Annotated in this window: 17 protein-coding genes and 1 riboswitch; of the genes, 7 read left to right on the plus strand and 10 right to left on the minus strand. The window is 36.2% G+C overall.

What is annotated here, in order from left to right:
• The first annotated feature begins 3 nt into the window (after window positions 1–3).
• The 3 genes from ACHRV3_RS08585 to ACHRV3_RS08595 all read left to right on the plus strand — a co-directional run bounded on the left by ACHRV3_RS08585 (window position 4) and on the right by ACHRV3_RS08595 (window position 4,729).
• Entirely contained in the window at window positions 4–1,515 is a 1,512-nt protein-coding gene (locus tag ACHRV3_RS08585) for a helix-hairpin-helix domain-containing protein (RefSeq protein WP_395433950.1), read from the plus strand.
• A gap of 31 nt (window positions 1,516–1,546) precedes the next feature.
• Window positions 1,547–2,545 carry a TerC/Alx family metal homeostasis membrane protein gene (locus ACHRV3_RS08590; RefSeq protein WP_047778548.1) on the plus strand — a complete coding sequence of 333 codons (999 nt, stop codon included), beginning with the start codon at window positions 1,547–1,549 and terminating at the stop codon, window positions 2,543–2,545.
• A gap of 270 nt (window positions 2,546–2,815) precedes the next feature.
• Window positions 2,816–4,729 (plus strand): ABC-F family ATP-binding cassette domain-containing protein, encoded by a 1,914-nt coding sequence (locus tag ACHRV3_RS08595; protein ID WP_047778549.1) that lies wholly within the window; start codon window positions 2,816–2,818, stop codon window positions 4,727–4,729.
• 230 nt (window positions 4,730–4,959) lie between these two features.
• On the opposite strand, the gene ACHRV3_RS08600 is transcribed toward ACHRV3_RS08595, so the two are convergent.
• On the minus strand, window positions 4,960–5,922 hold the full coding sequence (locus tag ACHRV3_RS08600) for an App1 family protein (RefSeq protein ID WP_395433951.1): 963 nt from the start codon (window positions 5,920–5,922) through the stop codon (window positions 4,960–4,962).
• 63 nt (window positions 5,923–5,985) lie between these two features.
• Here ACHRV3_RS08600 and ACHRV3_RS08605 point away from each other — a divergent pair, with 63 nt between their 5' ends.
• A complete protein-coding gene (locus tag ACHRV3_RS08605; protein WP_047778551.1) occupies window positions 5,986–6,855 on the plus strand; it encodes a diacylglycerol kinase family protein in 870 nt (289 codons plus the stop codon).
• Window positions 6,856–6,857: 2 nt separating this feature from the next.
• Here the strand turns inward: ACHRV3_RS08605 and ACHRV3_RS08610 are convergent, their stop codons facing one another.
• Window positions 6,858–8,003 (minus strand): GNAT family N-acetyltransferase, encoded by a 1,146-nt coding sequence (locus tag ACHRV3_RS08610; protein WP_395433952.1) that lies wholly within the window; start codon window positions 8,001–8,003, stop codon window positions 6,858–6,860.
• A gap of 120 nt (window positions 8,004–8,123) precedes the next feature.
• Window positions 8,124–8,612 carry a DUF1761 domain-containing protein gene (locus ACHRV3_RS08615; RefSeq protein ID WP_395433953.1) on the minus strand — a complete coding sequence of 163 codons (489 nt, stop codon included), beginning with the start codon at window positions 8,610–8,612 and terminating at the stop codon, window positions 8,124–8,126.
• A gap of 181 nt (window positions 8,613–8,793) precedes the next feature.
• Here ACHRV3_RS08615 and ACHRV3_RS08620 point away from each other — a divergent pair, with 181 nt between their 5' ends.
• Window positions 8,794–9,651 carry a Two component regulator three Y domain protein gene (locus ACHRV3_RS08620; protein WP_230004658.1) on the plus strand — a complete coding sequence of 286 codons (858 nt, stop codon included), beginning with the start codon at window positions 8,794–8,796 and terminating at the stop codon, window positions 9,649–9,651.
• 780 nt (window positions 9,652–10,431) lie between these two features.
• The gene (locus ACHRV3_RS08625; protein ID WP_047778555.1) at window positions 10,432–10,737 is read left to right on the plus strand and encodes a hypothetical protein; all 306 of its coding nucleotides are present in this window, start codon (window positions 10,432–10,434) and stop codon (window positions 10,735–10,737) included.
• Window positions 10,738–11,211: 474 nt separating this feature from the next.
• Here ACHRV3_RS08625 and ACHRV3_RS08630 read toward each other — a convergent pair whose 3' ends face one another.
• Window positions 11,212–12,345 (minus strand): PKD-like domain-containing protein, encoded by a 1,134-nt coding sequence (locus tag ACHRV3_RS08630; protein WP_395433954.1) that lies wholly within the window; start codon window positions 12,343–12,345, stop codon window positions 11,212–11,214.
• Window positions 12,346–12,464: 119 nt separating this feature from the next.
• A riboswitch (cobalamin riboswitch) is annotated at window positions 12,465–12,700 on the minus strand.
• Between the two features lie 321 nt (window positions 12,701–13,021).
• Between ACHRV3_RS08630 and ACHRV3_RS08635 the strand changes: the two genes are divergently transcribed.
• Window positions 13,022–13,744, plus strand: a complete 723-nt coding sequence (locus ACHRV3_RS08635) for a hypothetical protein (RefSeq protein WP_395427019.1) — start codon at window positions 13,022–13,024, stop codon at window positions 13,742–13,744.
• Between the two features lie 1,078 nt (window positions 13,745–14,822).
• Here the strand turns inward: ACHRV3_RS08635 and ACHRV3_RS08640 are convergent.
• From ACHRV3_RS08640 to ACHRV3_RS08665, 6 genes are all read right to left on the minus strand, one after another.
• The gene (locus ACHRV3_RS08640) at window positions 14,823–15,308 is read right to left on the minus strand and encodes a thioesterase family protein (RefSeq protein ID WP_047778560.1); all 486 of its coding nucleotides are present in this window, start codon (window positions 15,306–15,308) and stop codon (window positions 14,823–14,825) included.
• A gap of 50 nt (window positions 15,309–15,358) precedes the next feature.
• Window positions 15,359–15,940, minus strand: a complete 582-nt coding sequence (locus ACHRV3_RS08645) for a TetR/AcrR family transcriptional regulator (RefSeq protein WP_230004662.1) — start codon at window positions 15,938–15,940, stop codon at window positions 15,359–15,361.
• Between the two features lie 166 nt (window positions 15,941–16,106).
• Window positions 16,107–16,577, minus strand: a complete 471-nt coding sequence (locus tag ACHRV3_RS08650) for a hypothetical protein (protein ID WP_395433955.1) — start codon at window positions 16,575–16,577, stop codon at window positions 16,107–16,109.
• A gap of 114 nt (window positions 16,578–16,691) precedes the next feature.
• Window positions 16,692–17,996 (minus strand): ATP-binding protein, encoded by a 1,305-nt coding sequence (locus ACHRV3_RS08655; protein WP_047778564.1) that lies wholly within the window; start codon window positions 17,994–17,996, stop codon window positions 16,692–16,694.
• Window positions 17,993–18,568 (minus strand): hypothetical protein, encoded by a 576-nt coding sequence (locus ACHRV3_RS08660; RefSeq protein ID WP_230004666.1) that lies wholly within the window; start codon window positions 18,566–18,568, stop codon window positions 17,993–17,995. The genes ACHRV3_RS08655 and ACHRV3_RS08660 overlap by 4 nt, the downstream gene beginning before the upstream one ends.
• A gap of 48 nt (window positions 18,569–18,616) precedes the next feature.
• Window positions 18,617–23,545 (minus strand): DUF4157 domain-containing protein, encoded by a 4,929-nt coding sequence (locus ACHRV3_RS08665; RefSeq protein WP_395433956.1) that lies wholly within the window; start codon window positions 23,543–23,545, stop codon window positions 18,617–18,619.
• Window positions 23,546–23,547 lie beyond the last annotated feature (2 nt).

Below are 23,547 nucleotides of genomic sequence, written 5' to 3' on the forward strand. Positions count from 1 at the left end.
AAGATGAGTATAGTTACGGTAAAATCAATAAACGACACCACAAAAACCTATCAATTTGTTGATAATGGTGAACCCATGCGCGGTGGGGTAAAAGATGTTTATTTTAGTCCTGATAAAAAATATGTCGTCGCTATTTTTAGAGACAAGTTAGACGACAATCAAAAAGAAAGATTGCAGCGCATAACCGGTAAATATTTTGCTCAGATTAAGGAGGGTGAAGCGAGTGATTATTATTTAAATGAAGTGTTCAGATGGCCAACCGATGTCATCGGGTATAATGGTCTCACAGGGATAATTGTTCCGGTTTACCATTCGAAGTTTTTCTTTAGAAAAGGATATCAGACGAGCGATTTAATTCAAGGAAAAGAAAAAAACGGAAAATGGTTTGCAGGGCCTAAGTTCAGAAATCCACATTTCCCGTTGCGGGTTGCAAATTCAGAGTTGGGAGATTGGCTGAGCTATTTTCAGGTTTGTGTAAATCTGTCACGAGGCGTAAAAAAGATGCACGCGATGGGATTGGCACATTCTGATTTGTCGTACAATAATGTTTTGATTGATCCCGTTGAAAGATCGGCTTGTATGATTGATTTAGACGGATTGGTCGTGCCGGGTGTGTTTCAAGCAGAAGTAATTGGTACGGCAGAATTTATTGCCCCCGAAGTACTTGCTACCAAACATTTAGACAAATCAGATCCCAACAGAAAATTACCCAACAGACTTACGGATTTGCATGCACTGCCTGTTCTTATTTATATGTTTTTGCTGCACAGGCATCCATTAAAAGGAGGAAAAGTACACGATTTAGATACCGAAAAAGACGATTTGTTGTCGATGGGAGAGAGGGCAATGTTTATCGAGCACCCAACAGATGTTACGAACAGACCCAAACTCAATCAGATTTCAAAATGGGATTTGCCTTGGGCAGATATTGCCAAGTTGCCGTACGCAATCACGGGACCTTATTTAAAAACATTGTTTGATAAAGTTTTTATAGACGGATTGCACAATCCAATGCAAAGACCTAATGCAGAAGAGTGGGAAAATGCCTTATTAAAAACAACCGATTTAATGCAGAAATGCCATAATACGGCTTGCGAACAAAAATGGTATGTTTTTGACAATACAAATCGTCCAAGATGCCCGTTTTGCGGAACAGCTCACGAAGGGACACTTCCGGTTTTAGACTTGTACTATCAATATCAGGACACCGTTTGGAAGCCCGAGAATCATAGACTAATGGTTTATAATGATCAATATTTGTTTCTATGGCACGTTAATCGTAATATTGCCAGAAATGAGAAATTGACCCCGGAGCAAAAAGTACCGGTTGGTTATTTTACTTTTTTCAAAGGGAAGTGGGTATTGGTCAATCAGAAGTTGAATTCGTTGAAAGATTTGACAGAAGATAAAGAAATTCCAATAGGCACCATGGTAGAACTTACCGATGGAAAAAAAATACTTCTTTCAAAAGAAGAAGGAGGAAGAGTGATCGTAATAACAATGGCTAATACATAAAATTTAAAATTTAACTTAATTAATATCTAAAATGAATCAACACCCAATTTTTTCAGAACATCCCGGTCTGGTTATCGTTTTTGCGATCGCAGTAGTCATCATGCTATTGTTGGATTTAGGAATCTTCAATAAAAAAAGTCACGTAGTAAGCAATAAAGAAGCAGTAACCTGGTCTTTAGTTTGGATTAGTTTAGCAATGATTTTTAGTGGTTTAGTGTACCACTTCGCCGGATCGGCAAAATTCTATGAATTTCAATCGGCTTATTGGATTGAAAAAGCACTTTCTGTTGATAATCTTTTTGTTTTCATTTTAGTATTTAAGTTTTTTGATGTTGCCAATCAAAACAAACATAAAGTTTTGTTTTGGGGAATTATCGGAGCATTAGTTTTAAGAGCGATCTTTATCTTCTCAGGTGCTTTCTTAATCGAACTTACCTATTTGAATAAATTGTTAAGCTTTGCAGGAATCCCAGGATTTAAATACGATATCAACCTAATTATGACCGCTTTCGGATTGTTTTTGGTTTATGCAGGGATCAAATCATGGTCTTCAGGAGATGAGGACGAGGACGAAGATTACAACAATACAAGAGGAGCAAGACTGATTAGAAAGTTTTTCAGTGTTAGCGATAAGTACGATGGAGATAAATTCTTCACATATGAAAACGGAAAAAAATTAGCAACACCACTTTTAGTTGTGGTTGCGGTGATTGAATTTACCGATTTATTGTTCGCAGTAGATTCTATTCCGGCAATTTTTGCGATATCAAATGACCCGTTTATTCTTTATACTTCAAACATTTTTGCGATTTTAGGACTTAGAGCATTGTTTTTCTTATTGGATAATTTCATTCATTTGTTCAGTAAATTACAATATGGTTTGGCAATTATTTTATCTTTTATTGGAGTAAAAATGATCATTTCGCCATTTTACCATGTCGATTCTGTTTACTCTTTATTGGTAATCGGAGGCGTTCTTTTAATTTCGGTTGTGGCTTCGATCATGTTGCCGGAGGTTAAAGAAGCCTAATTTTGAAAAGAGGTTTTTAGAACCACAAAGAATATAAACGTATTAAAAAACGGATTGGAAATTACATGTAATTTTCAGTCCGTTTTTTTGTACGGGAGAATATTGCAAAAGCTATTGTTTTTCAACGTAGAAACTTCAATTAATTGTTATACTTTTGCACTTTCAAAACGTATCGTAAAAAAGGTTGTTTTTTCAACCCGTTTACACGTTAATTTAATAAATAACAATGGTTTATTCAGCCATTGTCGCATACAACAATAGTCATACATTATGCTTAATATACACAATTTGTCGGTTTCTTTTGGAGGAACATTTTTATTTGAAGAAGTTACTTTTCGTTTAGGAGCAGGAGACCGCGTAGGTCTTGTTGGTAAAAACGGTGCAGGTAAATCGACAATGCTTAAAATGTTAGCGAGAGATTTTGCTCCGGATTCAGGAGTTATTTCTCAGGAAAAAGATATCCGAATGGGGTTTTTACGCCAGGATATTGATTTCGAACAAGGAAGAACCGTATTGGAAGAAGCTTATGAAGCTTTTACTGAGATTAAAATTGTTGAAAAAAAATTAGAAGAAATCAATCATCAATTGGTTACCAGAACCGATTATGAAAGTGAAGAATACAGCCAGATCATTGAAGATTTATCTGATTATACACACCGTTTTGATCTTTTAGGAGGTTATAACTATGTGGGAGATACAGAGAAAATTCTTTTAGGATTAGGTTTCAAAAGAGAAGTATTTAATAACCAAACCGAGACTTTTTCGGGAGGATGGAGAATGCGTATCGAGTTGGCGAAGTTATTATTACAATCCAATGATGTATTGCTGCTGGATGAGCCTACCAACCACTTAGATATCGAAAGTATCATTTGGTTAGAAAGTTTCCTTCGCAATTATCCGGGAGTTGTGGTAATTGTATCGCACGATAAAATGTTTTTGGATAATGTGACCAATCGTACGATCGAAATTTCGTTAGGAAAAGCATACGATTTCAATAAACCATATTCTCAGTATTTGGAATTGCGTCACGAAATCCGTGAGAAACAATTGGCAACTCAAAAGAACCAAGCCAAAAAGATTGAAGAAACAGAAAAATTAATCGAGAAATTCCGTGCGAAAGCTTCAAAAGCTTCGATGGCGCAATCGTTGATTAAAAAATTAGATAAAGTAGAACGAATCGAAGTTGACGAAGACGATAATTCAGTAATGAATATTTCTTTCCCTGTTTCAAAAGAACCCGGAAAAGTAGTCGTTGAGGCAGAGAATGTTACTAAAAGTTATGGCGATAAAGTAATCCTAAAAGAGATTAGCCTATTGGTAGAACGCGGTAGTAAAATTGCCTTTGTTGGACAAAACGGACAAGGTAAGTCTACTTTTATCAAAGCATTGGTTAATGAATTTGAATACCAGGGAAATATTAAGTTAGGACACAACGTTCAGTTGGGTTATTTTGCCCAAAATCAGGCAGAATATCTGGATGGTGAAATCACCTTACTTCAAACCATGGAAGATGCTGCAACAGATACGAACCGTTCTAAAGTTCGTGATATGTTAGGATCATTTTTATTCCGTGGTGACGATGTAGAGAAAAAAGTAAAAGTACTTTCAGGAGGAGAGCGTAACCGTTTGGCACTTTGTAAATTATTGTTACAGCCTATCAACGTATTGCTAATGGATGAGCCAACGAATCACTTAGACATCAAATCTAAGAACGTTCTGAAAGCGGCACTTCAAAAATTCGGTGGTACTTTATTATTGGTTTCTCACGATAGAGATTTCCTTCAGGGAATGTCGAATATCGTTTATGAATTTAAAGACCAGAAAATAAAAGAATATCTGGGTGATATCAACTATTTCTTAGAGCAACGCAATCTTGAAAACATGCGTGAAGTCGAGAAAAAAGACGTTGCAAAAGTAGCTGCTCCAAAAGAAAATAATAAGACTTCATACGAAGATCAGAAAAAAGGAAAAGCTCTGCAAAACAGATTAAGTAAAATCGAAAGTCAAATCAAACAATTAGAAAAAGACATTCAACACGACGATAAAATGTTGACTTCTAATTATGACAAACATATAGAAGACGCTTCTTTTTTCAAAGCTTACAACAAGAAAAAAGCAGATCTTGATCAGTTACTATTAGATTGGGAAATCGTTCAGGAAGAGATTGATAATTTTAGTGTCTAGGTTTTAGTCGCAGTTTTTAGTCTCGGTCACAGTTTACAGTCTCAGTCACAGTTTTAGTTTACAGATTTTCTATGGTACAATTATTCATAGAAAATCTGTTTTTTTTTAAACGTATTTCATCTCATCTATTTCCCATTTGTCAGGCTGAGCGAAGTCGAAGCCCTTTTTACCTAACCAGCCCTTCGACTTCGCTCAGGGTGACAATCTAATAAAAAAAAGCATCTCGCAAATCACTTAATAATTCCAATAGATTTAGAGTGCATAATAGCCTCGCTGCTGTCCTTAAAATAACAAACAGCAATGTCTAAAGCTTCTAAGTTTTTAAGTATGGTTTTGGTTGTTTCTTTTTTATATTTGCCCGTTTGTCTGATGTAAACCGCTTTTACGGTTACGGGAAATATTTTACAAATGCGTTCGTACAAAACAGGATCATGTTGCGAATCATCTCCCAACAGAACATACTGCAGATTGGGGTAGAACTCTAAAACATGTTTGATCTTGTCAAATTTATGATCGTGATTGCCTCTGCCACTCATAAAAAAATCGGTGATTCCGGTTTTGATATCCTTCAATAAAATAACAGCTCTGGGCAGTCGGTGTATTTTGGTAAATTTTACGATGAAATTGTATAAATTCCATTCACTGCTGGAAACAAAAAAAAAGGCGTTTTTTTCTTCTTTATTGTTTCTTCCGGCAGAACTTAAAGCCTGATAATGCGGAACGACATCATTAAAAACCTTTCTGTCGTTGACATTTTTAAATAAAAGAATGTATATTTTTCGGAAGACATTTCGCGTATGAGAAATCAAAAAAGTATCATCGATATCCGATATGATTCCAAGATTGCCTTCGTGAGGCCGTATAAAACTGCCTTTTGCGGTTATAATTTCTGATTTATATCGGATGCTGACTTCATATTCCATCCATCCAAAATTAGGCTCATCCTGAATTGGAATACAAAATTTAAAATAACCATCATCAAGTGTTTTCGAGTGAATTTCCTGATGACCGAATTTTAGGTAGACATCAAAATTTCGAATGGTTTTTATCCGGAATAAGTTGACGATAGAAGTAGCGTTTTTGAAGTTTTTCTTCTGAAAATCATAATCATACAATGTTTTAAAGACATGCCCCATCACGATTAATTCCTGATCATTAGCATAACCCCGGTATAATTGTAGAATTGGCTTCATTAATTGTGTACTTTTATATAAAGTTGGAAATTAATTATTTTAATCGGTTTTAGAAATTAAATTTTGAAAAAGAATATTGTTTTTGTTGTAAATCCTATTTCGGGTGATTTGGATAAGTCAGATTTAATGGAGGCTGTCTATGAGTTTTCGATCACAAATAACTTCAATTTGGTGGTGTATGAAACCACAGGCCAGTCCGATGTTAAAGCGATACAATTGCTTTATGAGCAATGCAGTCCCCAAAGAATTGTAGTGGCTGGTGGTGACGGAACTATAAAAATGGTTGCCGAAGCAATGGAGCAATACGATATTGTAATTGGTATTTTGCCCGCCGGTTCTGCCAATGGTTTGTCTGTCGATTTAAATTTACCGGATTCAACAGAAGAGAATCTGGAAATTGCTTTTCTGCATTCTTATATGGAAATAGATATGATTTCTATTAACGGCAAGAAAAGCATTCACTTGAGTGATATCGGGATCAATGCTGATTTAGTAAAAAACTACGAAGAAAGTAATTGGAGAGGCATTTGGGGCTACGCTTTGCAGGCCTACACGACGCTGGTGGATTCCAATGATCCTTTTGTTGCCACAATTACGACTAATAAAGAAACAAGCGAGCACACGGCAAGAATGATTGTCATTGCGAACTCTCAGAAATACGGAACAGGTGTCACGATCAATCCTCACGGAGCAATGAACGACGGTAAGTTTGAATTGGTGATTCTTAAAAGCCTCGATTTATTATTGCTTGGAAAGATTATTACGGGAAATATGCCCATTGATTCCGAGGATATTGTGATCATTTCGACCGATAAAGCTACTATTAAAACCAATTATCCGGTTAATTTTCAGATTGACGGGGAGTATTGCGGCGCGCAGACTTCTTTGGATATTCATATTCTGCACAAACAAATGAAAATAGCCATTCCTTAGAATTATTTAAAAGGATTTCTTTCTTTCCATTCCGTTTTGGGCTCCAGGTAATCAAATAGTTTACCGATGTTTTTATTGATTAAAGCATTGCTGTGGGTGATTAAACCGTACATTTTTACAGGTTTTGCACCTACGGAACTTTTTATTTCGAGAGCAGTTCTGGCAAATACAACTTCCGAAAATCCATGATTGATGGAATAGGCGATCATATCATAAAGCATGTTGAGGTATAGCATTTTATCACGCTGAATGCTCTCGTCATAGCCTAGGAAATAGGTGTCCATCACAGCGCCATTTTGAATCAAAGTATTGAATCCGATTAACTTTTCATCTAAAAAATAACCATAAAAAAGAAAGTCTTCTTTCATGATTTCTTTAAAAGTGCGGAAATGATTTTTAGCTAGAAAAAAAGTGTTGAAAGGTGCATTTTTCGCCACATGAAAATAAAGATCATAAATCGTATCTTCATGTTTTATGATTTCATCCAGCGACATTTTTTGTTTTTCGATTCCTTCTGCTTTTTTGCGGGCGCGTTTGTATTGGTCGCGATATTTTTTAGAGAGTGCTTCAATATAATCCTGTTCCGTTTTCCAATTTGAATTGATTTCAAAAATCATATTGGGCTGGGTAGAGAAGGTAAAGTTGTTTTTGAATTCACTTTTTAAAGGCTCAATCTCACTTTCGGTAAAGTCTTTTATACTGGTAATATGAACTTTCTTCCCTTTTGCTCTAAGCTCCTTTTTGAGTTCAGTGATGGCTTTGTGGAGTGTTTTAATCACTTTTGCCTGATTCGCATTTTCAGCAATAGAAAAAGCATTTTGTCCCGTAAGCATATTGTTGCCCACAAACAAAACATGCGAAGCAAAATTCTTGAATGCAAAATTACGAACCGATGTTTTTAAGCATTGATCCCGTTCTCCAAAAGATTCGAGTTTTTCTGCGAAAATAAATTGAGTTAAAGCGATTCCGATTAGGTTGTCATTTTTAAAAATCCCAATAAAATGACAAAGCATATTGGCCGGAGAAGATTTTTCGAGTACTTCGAGATATTTCCGGGTCAAAAAAATGTTTTCGGTGGTTAGCGCATCCCATTCTAAAGGCAGTGATGAAGCGCTATTGTATAGTTGGAAAGAATAAGTTGTACTCAAAAGTAGATGCTAATTTTGCCAAAATTAGATAATATTTATAAGAACCAATCCTGTTTAAGTTATTATTAAGAAAAACCCGTTTGAGTTTTGATTTCAAACGGGTTGTGTTCTTTTATGTGGTTAGGCAAATGCACAAACGATTCCACCCATTAAAGTCAGTGTGACGATCCAGAATCCGGCGTGAATCAAAATGTATTTCCATGATTTTCTTTCGAATAGCGAATTAATCCCAACTACGGGAAAAGCAAAAAACAGGCCTGAGACAAAACCGTGCAACGCACCGTGTTTAAAAGTGCGATAGGCGGTTCCATAATCTGCCATAAAAGCAGCAAACGATGGTTTTGCACTGACGATCAACGGAGGGCCGCCGACCATTCCTACTGCTCCGGATTGATGAATAGTCAATGCCATCAAAACGATGGTAATCATTAGCGAAAAAACATATGTTAATCCGAAAATTTTAAGCATGTTTCCGGTTCGAAGGACCTCTTCGGTCAGATTACTTTCTCTCATCCATACTGTTCCAAAGACTTTTGGATGATACCAGATAAAACCAACGACAAGTGTCATGATAGCAGCAACTAGTAGTGCAATAAAGTTAATTTCCATAATATGAGGTTTTTATGATTAGTTAGTCAAATTTAATCAAATAAAGTAAAACTTTTGGAAATTTGTAATAAGTAGTATAAATAACGTTAATAAATTACTTATTAACACTTTATCGACATTATGTGCTTTATGTCTGTAAAATGTATAATTTTATTCCTGAAAACAAACCCCCAAATCTGTTATGAAAAGTTATATCACTCTTTTTTTAGCACTTGTTTTTTCTCTAAATATTTTTGCAGATACTGTTTCGGACAAAGAAAAAGATGCCCTTATTAAGTTGTACCATGCTACTAATGGATCACAATGGAAAATAAAATGGGATTTGTCATTATCAGTAGCTACATGGTATGGAGTAACAGCTGAAAACGGAAAAGTTGTCGGGCTTAATTTGGCCAACAATAATTTGCAGGGAGAATTACCCGGTGAGTTTTACGATTTAGTAAATCTGATTGCCGTCGATTTGCATGAAAATGGTCTGAAAGGACAACTTCCTGTGGCAATTCAAAATCTGAAGGAGCTTGAAGTTCTCGATGTTTCATTAAATGAGCTATCAGGGACATTACCGGCTTCGATTTGCGAATTAAAAAAACTGAAAAATTTGGAGCTTTTTGCCAATAAAATTTCAGGAGAATTGCCAATAGAGATTGGAAAATTAAAGCAGTTAGAAATACTGTCGTTGTTTAATAATGAACTGGAAGGGCAACTGCCGGGTTCTTTATATAAAATTCAGACATTGAAGGTATTGTTGCTCAATAATAATAAGATGTCCGGGAACTTAAGTAATGAAATACTTAATTTTTCTGCTCTTGAAAATTTGAGTCTGTTTGACAATAGTTTTGGAGGTGAAATTCCAAAAGGGCTGGAGAAGTTGCATAATTTGTCTGAAATGAATCTTTCATACAATAAATTTGAAGGAACCGTTTCTAAAAACCTGGTGTTATTAGATGCACTGAATATGACGATGTTTGACGAAAACGGAGATCCGGTTTTGTTAGAAATTAATAATGAAAAAGAAACTACAATTGTTACCCAAAATTAATCATGCTTATGAATGAATTTCACTCTCGTTAAAAAGTTGATTAAATATATTTAGTTAATTGTTGAAAACCGTAATTCGTTACGGTTTTTTTCTGCCCAAAAGTGAGTGGAGTACGGAATTGTTATGAACACGAATTACACGAATTTCCACTAATCAATTCGCGCAATTTGTGGCGTTTTTTTTTGAAGCTAAATTTTATGGAATGTTTTTATGAACACGAATTACACGAATTTTCACTAATCAATTCGTGCAATTTGTGGCGTTTTTTTTGAAGCTAACCTTTCTGGAATGTTTTTATGGACACGAATTACACGAATTTCCACTAATCAATTCGTGTTAATTCGTGTAATTCGTGTTTTTTTTAGGTTAGACTTTATCGGGATGTTTTTATAGCCACGAATCTCACAAATTTCCACTAATCAATTCGTGTTAATTCGTGCAATTCGTGTTTTTTTTTAGGTCAAACCTTATCCGTATGAAAAGAAGACTCATAGTCACTCTGTAGAAAAAAGTAATCCTTTCAATCCTTTTAATCTGTGGCAGATCTTTTTTTTTATTTCGCCACAGATTAAAAAGATTAGGAGGATTTTTTCTGGTTTGCGGTCTTGTGCTTTTGACTAGACAGAAATCTTCATAAAGACGCTGTAACTTTTGGACATGATTTAAATAACATTTATTTTTGAAGCTATTTTTTATTCATTTGCTTTTTTTTCATAACTTTAGTTATCAATCTTGGAATGAAAAATAAAATCTTAAATTAACCCTTTTAATTATAAAATTATGGTAGTACAATATAAAGGTGAGCAATACGGAAAGGAGACACAATTTACAATAAGAATCATTGGTAATAACCTTTCTAAAAGCAGTTCAAATTATCAAATAGATTTATTGGTAGGTGATAAACAATTGCCAACTTTTACCACGTCTATTCACCAGAGTTTATCAAATTGCCTGAAAGAGATCTATTTGTTCAGAAAACATAACGGGATTAAATTTGATGCTTCTTCTGAAGTTATAAATCCTAAATTAGTGCCTTACGATAAGGTTTTGTATGACTATAATAAATATGCTTTGTTTATGGCTTAGGTCATTTTACTTAGTAAAAATGCGGAAGACTGTCTATTGAGATGGTCTTTTTTTTGTTTTCATAGAGGAGGATTAGTGCTTTATAAAGAAAAATGTTTGACACGAATTTCACGAATTGGCACGAATTATTTTGTTGGTTGCGTTTTTTTGCTGCGTAATGTTTGTCCTTTCGAAAGTGGATAATTGGTACTTTACAAAGGGAAATGTTTGCCATGAATTTCACGAATTGGCGTGAATTATTTTGTTGGTTGTATTTTTTTTCTGCGCATAGTTTGTCCTTTCGACGAAGGAGAAATCACACTTGCTGAGCACTTTTTTTATGGAAAGTTCTGTGTGAATTTAAACGCGAGGAGCGCTAAGTTTTGTTCAAGGGTCGCAAAGTTTGGGGAAGTAAAAGTGATCTCTTTTGTGATAGAACTAAAAAAGCTTCAGATTGTCCTGAAGCTTTTGTTTGTAAACGAATGTTTTATGACTTTATAAATTCAAATCTTTAAAACCCGAAATTTCAGTAGAAACTTCCCCTAGCCATCCACCTTCGGCACGGTTTGAATTGTAGACTTTGATGAAGTTAATTCCTTGTAGTTTTACAGGGTTTCCTTTTTTATCTACGGCCCAATTGATATCGATTTGGGCTTTTTCGTCGGTGTTGGACCAATTGTCGGCATAGCCCCAGTCGTAGGCAGGGTTTACCCAATACGTGCCTGTTCCGGATTTATCGAATAGGTTGGCTTTTAAGAAAGTTCCTTTTAGGGTAATACTGGTGCCTTTCCAGGTTGGATAGAAAGGATTGCTATGATAAGCATTTTTAGAAATATAACCTGTTTGTCCTTGATTATCAGTCCAACGAATGTAATTGGGCTCCGATGGATTTTCAGGTTCGCTTTTGGGTTGGTAATACGTCAGCTCGTAATTTTTGATGGTTGTTGGTTTATTGTGCTCTGAGCCTGCAATTTCGTACCACTCGTCATCTGCTTTTCCGTTGTTGTTTACATCGCTGGAAACCATGATTATACCGGGTTCGGCCCAATTGCTGAACGCATTTCCAAGGACAATAAAATCGTTGCCTTCTTTATTGATAATCGTATGGTCAAATCCCATTACGATATAACCTCCAAATCCTCCAAGACTTACCAAGCTTCCTGTTGTAAGTGCCGTTTCTGCTTTTTTTCGCATGGTTTCGTCAGTGTCTTTTACAGTTGCTTCGGGTAGCGCATTTGTAAATTGCCCGGGAGCAGGAAAAAAATCAAAGACATTTTTGACTCCGTTCAGATAGGTTTTTTCTTTTACATTAACGGTGATTTTTTTAAAGATTTCACCGGAATTGTTTTTTACTCTAAAGTCAATTTTATAGGTTCCGGCTTGTGCAAACACGTACATTAGATCAAGTGTGGTCGCAATTATTTTTCCATTTAACAGCCAGGTATAAGTCACGTTATCCGGATTTTTAAGTTTAGGCTGGAGGTGAAACCATTGCATTTTTTCAATTGTAAAACCATTTGTTGGTTCATCAAATGTTACTTCCGGTAATACCACTTCGGAAGGTGTCTCATCTTTGGAACATCCAGTGAGGAATAGAGTTGTGGCTAATGCAATTAAAAATTTATTCATAAACGAAAAGAGTATTATTTTCTATTCTTGTTTTTGCTTTAAAAGCGAAAAAACGAAAACGAAAACCAAATTTGAATTTGATGTTTGTGTTCGGGCTTAAAGTTTTGCTCCACGAAAACTTTAAACTATTAAGCAGTGGCAGGTCTCCTGACTTGTTTCCATTTTGAGCAACCTTCCCACATTTCTAAAAATGCAGTGGCAAAAGATTAGATTTTGGAGATTTGAAAAATCAACAGCAATCTGTCAAAATGTTGCATGAAACTTACAGTAACGGGCTTGTTCAGGATTTGCACCTAATTCCCTTTTAATCAACTACACCGAAAAATGCAGTTGAACCATTGCGCGTACAAATGTAAATAAACTCTTTGGTGCTTTGAATGTTAATTTCAAAAAAAAATAAGTGTCTTTTTCGAGGTTCCTTTTTATAAGACAGCCCAAATAAATGGTAGAATAAATTTTTTAACGGCGGGTTATATAATACGAAATTTCTCATGATACTAAAACTATTTTTATATATTTGATATAGTAGAATGATTAAAAATAGATTGTTTTGAAGATGTATTGCTGAAAATGTTATAGTGTTAAGTCGTTGACTGATAATGTATAAATGTATTTTTTGTTAAATCAAGTAAAATTAAGCATTAGTATTAACCATTAATTAACCAATCATTGTATTATGAAAACAAAAATTATTTTAGTTGCTTTTTTAGTATCCCTTTTTATTTCTTGTCAAACAGATGAAATTGCTCAGGAGCCATCGGCTGTGGAGCAAAACAAAGAATTGAAATTTGCCGTTGATCCGGATGGCAAGATCTTACAAAATATTCCACCCGAAATTATCAGCTTAATGGTAAAGGAGTTTGAGTTATCGAATAAGAAAAGTGAAATCGAGATACTGAGAAATTCTTATGATTTTGAGACAGGGAATTTAACCAAAGAAGCAGCCGGAAGCGATGCTTATTTTAAAAAGTTGAATGAACTGGCCACTGAAAAGAAACTGACTGGCAAAGCAGCTGAAGCGACAAGTGGATATAGAGCACATGTAGCAGGTAAAGGTTGGTTGCCATGGACGCCATACGGACAAGTAATAGGAACAATTGGAGAAAGCAGACAATTGGAGGCTGTTGAATTTGGAGGTTACATTCCGAGTCCTATTTGTAAAATTGGAATTGCTCACGTAGAAGGACTTGGTTGGTACGATCAGGGATGTTCGAGAACATTAGGAACCGTTGGTTTAGGCAGAAGAATGGAGGCAATTCAGGTATATGCTGCAAGTTACTACAGAGCTTATGTGGCAGAATTAGGCTGGTTACCATGGGTAAGCAGTGGTCAGGTTGCCGGAACTGTTGGACAAAGCAGAAGAATGGAAGCTTTTCAGGTAACGAATTTTGGATACTAGACTACGGATATTAGTTCCCTAATTCAGGCAAGACTGCGAAATACTTTCTTTAGAATACACACAAAAACTCCTTAAGAAATTAAGGAGTTTTGTGTATATAAAATGATAATGAATCATTCTATTCGTACTTTAAGAATTTTAAAATATTGGTTCTTTCGGCTAAAGACAAGATACACCTCTCAATCCTTTTATGTTTTCGTCAAATAGGATCAACTAATTATTAACTAGCAGCTTGAATTAATTAGTAGGATCGCTCAACTTTACCGTTTTATAAATATCAAAAAGAATAAAAACTGCAGTAATAAGATTGGCAAATAAAAACAGGTCTAAAAAACCGCCATTTATAATTTCAAAGAGAGCAAGTATTAAAAACAGTGCAAATAAAAGCAGATTAAATATGCCGAAAAAGCAATAAAGAAAACTTAAACTTAATTTGTTCTTCTTGTCGTTTTTAAAATAAAAGAATCTTAATAGTATTAAAATCACTCCAATTGCCCCGGAAACCCAACAACTGTTTAAGTAAAAACCAAAAACCCCGAACCCATGAAACCAGCCAGGTGATTCAAAGAAATAAATGAAGAAAGCACAAATTGTCCAAATATTTGTTATGATCAGGGAGAAGGTTAGATTTTTAAAAAGGGTTTCTTTCATGTGTTGGTTTCTTTTGGTTATAAATAAAGTTTTGATGTAACACTGTGTAAACATTAATAGTGCCAGAATGTGAATAACAATAGTATTTAATTCTTGCTCTCAGTAAATTTTAATTCAGTTCTTGAAAGATTTTTTTGTAATTGTGTGAAATGTAAAAAGGGCAGAACCTTATAGAATGGTTCTGCCCTTTTTTTATTCTTTATAGTTGGATTGCGGAAAATTTAACGCAAAGCTCGCAAAGATTTTCTTTTGCACGCAGATTTGCTTAGCCAGTTCGCTATCGCTCGGGTAGCGGATTAGACTGATCTTATTTATCTCTCAAAAAAATATTTGTGCAACCTGCTAAATCTGCGTGTAAAAAAACAAGTATAAAACTAAAAAGAATTCGTAATACTATAACTAAACTTTGCGTGCGGTTATCTCCGGTTTAAGCATAACTTTTCATTTTCTGAACGATCTCTAAATAACGATTTTCAAAAACAGTTTGCTCAACAGGAACCACAACCGATTGGAATAATTGCATCAAATTATCAGCGTGATTGGCTACTTTTGTTGTTTGAAGGTTGTAATGAATGAATTTTATCCAAAGCAATGCTTTTAGTTCTGTTTCATTCTCATTCCACATTTTCATTTCTACCAGTAAAACATTATCAGTATATTGAATCAGTTGAGACTCGATTACTACGGTTTCCATTGTAGAGGCCGGTCTCATATAACTGATCTGATTGGAAGCCACAACCCAGCTCAGCGCGGTTGTTTTCATCAATTTAAAAATATCAAGATTGTAGTGTTCTGCAATTTGATCTTCACGGGTATTAATGAAATATTCAAGGTATTTTGCATTGTTCAAATGATTGAAAGGGTCACAATCCTGAAATCTGATTTTTCTTTTTGTTTTTAATACTTTTTCCATTTTTAATTAAATTATCACATACCGATTGGTATATGTAGGGTTAAATTTTTTTACTTTTTTATGTTTTTAATTAGTATGTCATCAATGAAATCCATTGCATGCGTAATGTAGGAGTCGTCATTGTGTGTGAATGCCAAAAGAGAACTGCCTTCTATCATAGTTAAAATGAGTTGTGCATATTTGTTTACATCGGTATCCGGCTGAATTTCATCTTTGCTAATCCCTTCGCTGATGATATCGGTTAGTCCATTAATGAATTTTTGAGATAACTTCTCGGCAGCTTCGAACAATAGAGGATTTACAAATTTGGTGTCAACAGAAACCCGTAACATCGGGCAACCACCTCTGTCCTTGAGCAAATCGTAATAGGAGCGATGGTAGTTGGTTATGGTGTGTAATTTGTTAATAGCACCTTCCTTGGTCGCCACCAGCTTAAACAACGGAATTATAGCAATACCGACATTAAGTTTAAACGCTTGCAGTGCCAAATCTTCTTTGTTGGCAAAATTGCAATATATAGCCCCTTTGGTCAGCCCCGTAGCCTTTGTAATATCCGACAAACTGGTTCCAATATACCCCTGTTTGTTAAAAACGGGCGCAATTTTATCCAATATAAATTCAGAAGTATTCATAGCTTGTTTGGATTTGTGACTAATAGTAGGACAAATATAAGAAACAAATACCGATTGGTATGTGAGAAAATGGTTTTTTTTTCTTAGCTATACTTTACGAGGATATATGTTAAATCGGGTCTATTGGAATTAGAAGGAATATACAATACGTATTTTTTAAAAGTCGCTAGGGACTATCTGTAATTCCAACTGAATACATAGAAAATAAAACTAAAATATAATATTCTAAACCAGTAAAATTATAGAAGTCAAAGTCGAAATGAGTTTCAGATTTTTTTTCATTTTTTTTGATTTCTCCCACACACTCTTCATCAATAAATATTTTTCCAATCATTTTTTGAAATGGATTGCTTGTAAATTTTATGGAAATGGATTTCATATCTACCATTAAATTATAGTTAGAGCCCTTCTTTTTAAGAGTGATTTCTTTGTCAAATTTTTGTTGTAGTATTTGTAATTCCCAATATAAAAACATAAATTCTGAACTATAGAATTCACAGACTAAATCATCGTTTTTATATATGGTACATTGATTTCTTATTCCGAGAAGTAATCTTTTTCTTTTTACTTTAAATAACAATTGATTGTCACGATAATATTCAGATTGATTACTAGGATGGAAAATTGTTCTATACATTTTTTATTTATTAAATCCAGTCTTAACTTTTATTTCAAAGCCGATTGAAGATTTACAATCTATGGTCATAATATGGATATTTTAAAAACAAATCTACCAAAAAAACAATTTTAATCACATCATTTTCCCTTCCTTAGCATACTCTTTTTTTATCCCCTGAAGAAGGTGCGTGAGGTTAATAGTTTCGTTTTCGTCTTCTAATGTTTTCAGGCAGGCATATTGAATGATGTTTACAATATTGGCGCCCGTAATGTCGTATTTTTTGGAAAGTTCGTTTAGGTTTACATCCTCAGAAATTCTAATTCCTCTTGGGAGGTTATTTTCCCAAAGACGCAAGCGTTCCCCGTAGGAAGGGACTTCAAACTCAATTATAGATTGAAATCTGCGGGTGAAAGCGGTATCAATATTCGCCTTAAAATTCGAAGCCAGAATAACCAATCCGGGATGGTTTTCGATGCGTTGCAGCAGATACGAAACTTCCTGATTGGCGTATTTGTCATGGGCATCCCGAACGTTGGTTCGTTTTCCGAAGACGGCATCAGCTTCATCAAAGAAAAGGATCCAGTCTTTGTCGGCGGCTTTGTCAAATAGTGAGGAAAGGTTTTTCTCGGTTTCACCAATGTATTTTGAAATTACCATCGATAAATCAATTCTGTAGACATCTCTTTTAGTATACTTCCCAAGGAGGGAGGCGGTGAGCGTTTTTCCGGTTCCCGGGGCACCATAAAACATGACTCTGTATCCCGGTTTTATTTTGGATTTCATGTTCCATTCGTTCAGGATGATGTCGTTAAATTTCAACCAGGTTTCTATTTCTTTAATGTTATTTAAAGTAGTAGAATTGAGTACCAAGTCGCCCCATTCTAATTGAGTTTCGATTAATTGTGCGGGGAAGATGCTGCTGAGCTGCGGTTTCAGGATTTTTCCGGTAATGAATTTTTCGACATATTCATCATCTAAAACAAGCAAACCGCTTAGTTTGGGTTCGCCATTGCTAACCGAGTCTATTTTGATGATTCCTTTTTGATAAAGGAAAGACTTGTTGTGCAGGTAATTATAAAAGGAGATTCTGTCCTCGAGATGGTTTCCTGCGATTAAAAATTGAGCAGTTTCACCCGTTGGTAAAATCCCGCGGTGGTTCTTTGTTTTTATGCCGCCAAATTCGGGTAATTCACCACCATTGGGTAGGTATTCGGCTATGATGGAGCTTAAAAAATCGGGATGAATATTGGGAACCAGTGCCAATGCCAGTAACAGTATATCGGTTTCGGACAGGTTATTTTCTATGATGAATTCGTTCACAAATCCCGTAGCATCCAGTTTTCTGACAATGAATTTTTCCGCTGGATTTTCTACCTGAAAAAGAGTGTCAAGCTGAAAGATGAATTGGTTTTTTAGAATCTCAAATAGTGTTTTCATGATGGTTTTCTTAAAAATTCAATTAATTCATTTCCTAATTTTACTTGTTCAGTAAGAGATAAAATGAGTTGCGAGGTGTTAAATTCAATATTTTTTATGTCGGGATAACTTTCATCAGGAGTTATATCATTTGGGTTTAAACGAATGAAATTATATAATTCTTCCTGTTGGTTTATGTCACCGTTGATAAACATAGGGGAATTGGTTAGCGGATAATAGGATGAAAAAGGCTCAGGGAGTAGGCCTAAAGCCGAAAAATAGGTTATGTTGTCTTTGGGTTCAAAAATAAAGAATGTTGGTGTCCAGTCACCTGTGGTCTTTAAGATTGCAAATTGCTTGTTTTTTAAACGTTGTTCTATTTCAGTTAACTGAGGTAGAATGAAATCGATGAATCCAAAAGGATTTAACCTTGAATTTTGAGATATTGATAATGGATGGAAATTTAATGTAGTATCTTCCAAAGCAGGTTCCCAATCGGGCTTGATTTTTAAATACTGATCAACATTCATATTGTTTTGGGAAGATGAATCTCCGTATTCACTATCTGGATTTTGTAAAATGAATTCTATCATAAAATAATTTTTTATAAAAATCTATTCAGGTAAAGTTAATGATTAATATTAAATACTTTGCCATAAGGCAACGGCAGCCTGCATCAGTAATTTTGGAACATCAGGAGTACCGGGTTTAGGATACATAGATACAATACCTCTAGGTCCTAGATTTACCCTTACTTCATTTGCACCAATTTGAACAAGTTTACTATCGCCCGGTAACATAGTTCGTACTAAATTCTGTACTTCAACAGAGTTTAGAGCATCAGTAGCCAAAGCTCTAACTTCGCTGGCTCCGATATTAAGTGGCCACATGCTGTTTTGTCCTTTGCAATTATTCAGAACCATTGCAAAATATTTCCAGGTATGCCTGCTGATCATGTGTAGAATATCATGGGCTTCTACTGTAACTTCAAGTGATGATCCATCAGCGAGTGTTAGCATTCTTTTAGCTATGCCTCCCGATCCGGGAGCTGTTCTTCCGCCCACTTTAGCGGTTCGCCCTAAACATCCGGCATCTAAGAAAGTTATTCCATATTGAAGGGTTTGTCTCCAGGTCGTTAGGCTTGCCCCTGGATAGCTTAACACCAGATTAAAAAATTCTGTTATTTTGCCAACATTCTTAAACCCGCGTGCCGCACAGGCGTCAAGAAATTCAAGAATAAAAGTAGATCCCGAAGTAGCACGTGATAAACCGGATGCAATTGCTTTGTCAACGACAGCCAGTACATCAGCAAAATTACCAAAATGAGTGATGTAGTTGGCTATTTTATCAAGATCCTTAATTTCATCTAGTACTCTCATCAAATCATCTACAATGCCACCGGCCTGAGTCAATAGATTTCTTAATTTGGCTACGGTTAAATTCTCCATATGAAGGATTCTTTCCAGTTTGCCAATAGTCATTCCCACTTCGTCAAGGAATCTTACAAAATCATCCAATTCAGCAGCCAAGCCATCTAATTTTGGTAGGGCTGCGTTTATATCTGCTAATCCTTCGAGGAAAGGAACTAGACGATCTAAGGCTGTGCTTCTTCCCAGAACAGTAACCAACTTGTTGAATTCATTTACCCCGTTAAATACTGCCAGTAAGCGATCGGTGTCTGCAAATCGGTCAAAGGCTATAACCAGTTTATCCAATTCGGCAACTTTGTCAAATAGGGCTACTATTTTATTTACTTCTGTCGCTTCTTCTACTATTCTTAGTAAGGTGGCAAAATCTGCGGCTTTGGTTACAATTCGAAGCAATGCTGCAGTATCGTCGGCGGTCTCGATTAAGGTGATTAATCTTCCGAGATTGGATGCTCCGACACGTTCGATAGCAATGATCATTTTGTCCAGATCAGTTGCTTTGTTCAGTACTCTTATTAGTCTTCCGATATCATCGCCCGAACGTTCCAGTATCGTAATTAATTTGACGAGCTCTTTTGCTTTCCCCATTATGGTGATCAGGCTTTCGGCATGACCGGCTACTATTCCTTTTTCGATAAGGGCTAAAACCCGGCCAATATCATCTGCTTTGGTCAGAATACTAAGTAATTCATCAGCCTTACCAACGGCGAGTAATGCTTCAATTATTCGGGCTACATCATCTGCGCTAGTCAGTAGTTTAATCAGCCCGCTAACGTCTTTAATTTTTTCGATTAATAGCAGCAATCTTTCAATATTGGCCATGCTGTCGATCAGAGCAATAAAGGCTTTTACATCTCCCACAAGAACAACAATTCTGAGGAATCGCGCCAGCCCTCCAACTCTTGCTACAATTGCCGAGATTCTTGCGATGCGTGCCAACCAGCCAACTAATCGGGAATAAACACCTGCTCCGACGAGGGCTAAAGCAATTTCAAAAAGAGCTCTTCCGAATAATCGTCCTCTTTCGTAAGGACTTAAACCTTCTGTAGTGACCGCCTTGTAGATGTAATAGATGGCAAAAAGAGCCGCTATAACAATTCCGACAACCAGCAGTACTTTCAGGATAACAGCCAAAGCAATTCCGAATTTAAAGATCAGGACGAGGATTATGATGACAATAATGATCACAATGATCCAGAAAATTAAAGTTCCCATTGCTTTTCCTATAGTAGTGATCAAAGTGGTAAAACCTTCCACAAAACCTCTTGCCATTCCGGATATGAAATCAGTGAACGTATCCCACCAGGAACTGGAACGATTGAATTCCCTGTCGAGATTGGCGGTAAACTGGTTTACTATTTCTGTTTGCTGTTCCAGACCTTTGCTTACCGTTTCGTGCATGTTAGAGACGTCGTCAGTAAGTTGACTGTTCCATTTGGTTTCGCTTTTATCAATTTGTTCCTGTAAGCCTGAACCCAAATCATCTGCCACGGTTTTGGTATCGGTTTCAGCCTCTCTTGCGCTGCCATTAATTTCTTTTACGGTATCTGATTTTAGTTTGTCGGCAGATTCCTGATAGCCGCTTGCTGTTTCAGATAAAGAAGTATTAATGGTGTCCTGAGTTGAAATAAATTTAGTCTTGAATTCTGTTGTAACATCAGACACTTTTTTGATGACGTCTTTAATGTATTTGTCAACGTCTTTATGATGTTCGTCAATAGCTTTGCCTAAATCATTTTGTGCTTCTGTCACTTCTTCGTTATACCAGTAAATTTCACTGATGTCGGTTTTGAACTTATCAATCTCTTCCAGTGTGGTTGTTTGATTTTTATCAGTATTTGAAATTCCGGTTTTTAAAATATCGTCTAATTCCGTATCTATTTTTGTCGGGATCAGTTCCAGTACGGCAATTTGCGAAGTGATGCTGGTTCCTAGTTCGGTTTTTAACTTGGTTGTTTCTTCCTCCAGAGAAGTGAGTGATTTTGCCGCAGATTCGGTTACGGCCTTGATGATTTCGTCTTTTTTGTCATTGATTGCCTTTATTGCTTCCTCTTTTTTGTTACCAAATTCGGAGCAAACATTCGTCGCATCTTCGCGATAATTGCCGGCTAATTTTAAGGAATGCGAAATGACTTCGGAAGAAATAAGATCACCCGCTTCCTGAATTTTCTGAATGGTATCAGGCTTACTGGACCAGGCGGCTTCAACAATGTCGCCGGCATTGTCCTTGCCGCTATATTGGCTTTGTTTCTGCTGAATAATGGCGTCAATCTGCTTAATGTTGGCAGAAGTAGTTTTGAGAGCATTGGTAGATTCTTCGGTTCCTGTAGTAGTCACACTTTTTGCTTTATCCTCGGCGATAGAGGTAAGTAACTCTTTTTTGGTTAGGATGACATCATCTACCCTTGCTATTTCTTCAATGGCGGTATCTTTTGCTTGTTGTATTTCAGTGTCTCGTTTTTCTTTTATAGCATTGCTTGCCTGTTCGTAGGATTTATTGATTTTTTCAAGAGTCGCTCTTTTGGTTTCTTTTAATCGGTCGATTTCGGTTTGAACAGCCTCTTTGGTTTTTCTCTTCTCCTCATTGATTCCGTCTGTAAGTGCTGTTTTTTGATTTGTAAAATAGGTAATAGAGGCTTGTTTTTTCTCTTCAACATAAGCAATAAACAAATCATAACTGGCAAAACCACCACCCGTTTCTGCACCACCGGTAGAAGATGTTGAGGTGGTTTCTGACGAAGTTGTACCGGTACCACCCGATGAATCACTGCTGGTAGACTCGTTGTTTTGACTTGCTGTTGCTGGTGTTGTTGATTGGTTGGCCTCTTCATTTCCGCTTGCATTTGTCGTTGACTGGTTGGTTGAATCTGAGGGTGTTCCCGGTACCGATTGGTTTTGAGTATCATTTGCGGGTGTACCCGATTGCGAAGTCGAATCGGTTCCAGAAGTGTTTTGATCGGCTGCTGTACTATCAGAAGTTGAACCTCCGTTATTGGATTGAGACGATTGATTTTGTTGTGTTGAAGTGTCTTCAGAAGAGGTGTTTTCAGAAGAAGTGTTCTCAGACGAGGTATTCTCGGTTCCTGAATTTTCCGGTGCTGAACTGTTGGGTTCTTCTTCCTTTTTTTGAACGGCAGGAGCTGATGCACCTTGTTGAACAGTATGTGTCAGTTCGTGAGCAAGCAAGTGTTTTCCGGATGGAGAGTCGGGATTGAATTTTCCTTCATTAAAATAAATATCATTCCCGTTTGCAAATGCCTGAGAGCCCAGTTGTTGGTTCATTTGAACAGCATTGGAATCATTGTGGATTTTTACATCGCTGAAATCGGCTCCAAACCCTGATTCCATCTCTGTTTTGGCATTTTCCGAAAGCGGAGAACCACCACCTTTGCTATTGTTTAAATCGGTTTCAAGATCAGAATTGTCGTTAGGATCCGCATCAGCACCCGCACTCATTTGGAGTCCATTTTCCTCTTCTTTTGACTGCGTTTCCTCTTCTTCTTTGGATTGAACTTCTTCTTCGACTTTCTTTTGTTGAATCAATGGCTTTGGTGTCGGCGTTTTTTCAACAGTTGCAGTTGCCTCAGGAGTTGTAACTTCGATTTTATTTGGAGCGGTTTCTTCTTTCTCCGATCTCGAATGAAAAAGAGTAGCGTTGTTTTCTCCTACTGCTGTTGTTTCGGGAATAGCAACTTCTGTTTGGTTTAGAATCGTTTCTTCTTTTTCTGAATTGGAATGCAAAATGGAAGGATTGCTTTCAACAGACGGAATTATTTCAGGAGTCGCAACCTCAACTTTGTTTTGGACTGTTTCTTCTTTTTCCGATTTTAACTGACCCACCGGACTGATGTTCTCAGCTATTGGTTTTTCAGAAAGAGTATTTTCGGTTTCTTCTTTTTTCTGTACGTCATTTAGTTTTTTCTGAGCAATAGGAGAGGGACTGAAAAAAGGTTCCGGTGCTGTATTCTTTTGCGTATTGGAGATTACTTTTTCCGCTACATGGTCGGCTTCGGCTTCAAATTTATCATTTGATTTTCCGATGTTAAGCTTTGCCTGTACACCAAAAAAATCCTCGCCCTGTCTCGAATTTAGTCCGGACGAGTTTGAAGGATTTGCTTTTGCTTTTTGGTGAAATGCTCCCATGA

Source organism: Flavobacterium sp. FlaQc-49 (assembly GCF_044005985.1).
GTDB classification, from domain to species: Bacteria; Bacteroidota; Bacteroidia; order Flavobacteriales; family Flavobacteriaceae; genus Flavobacterium; species Flavobacterium cupriresistens.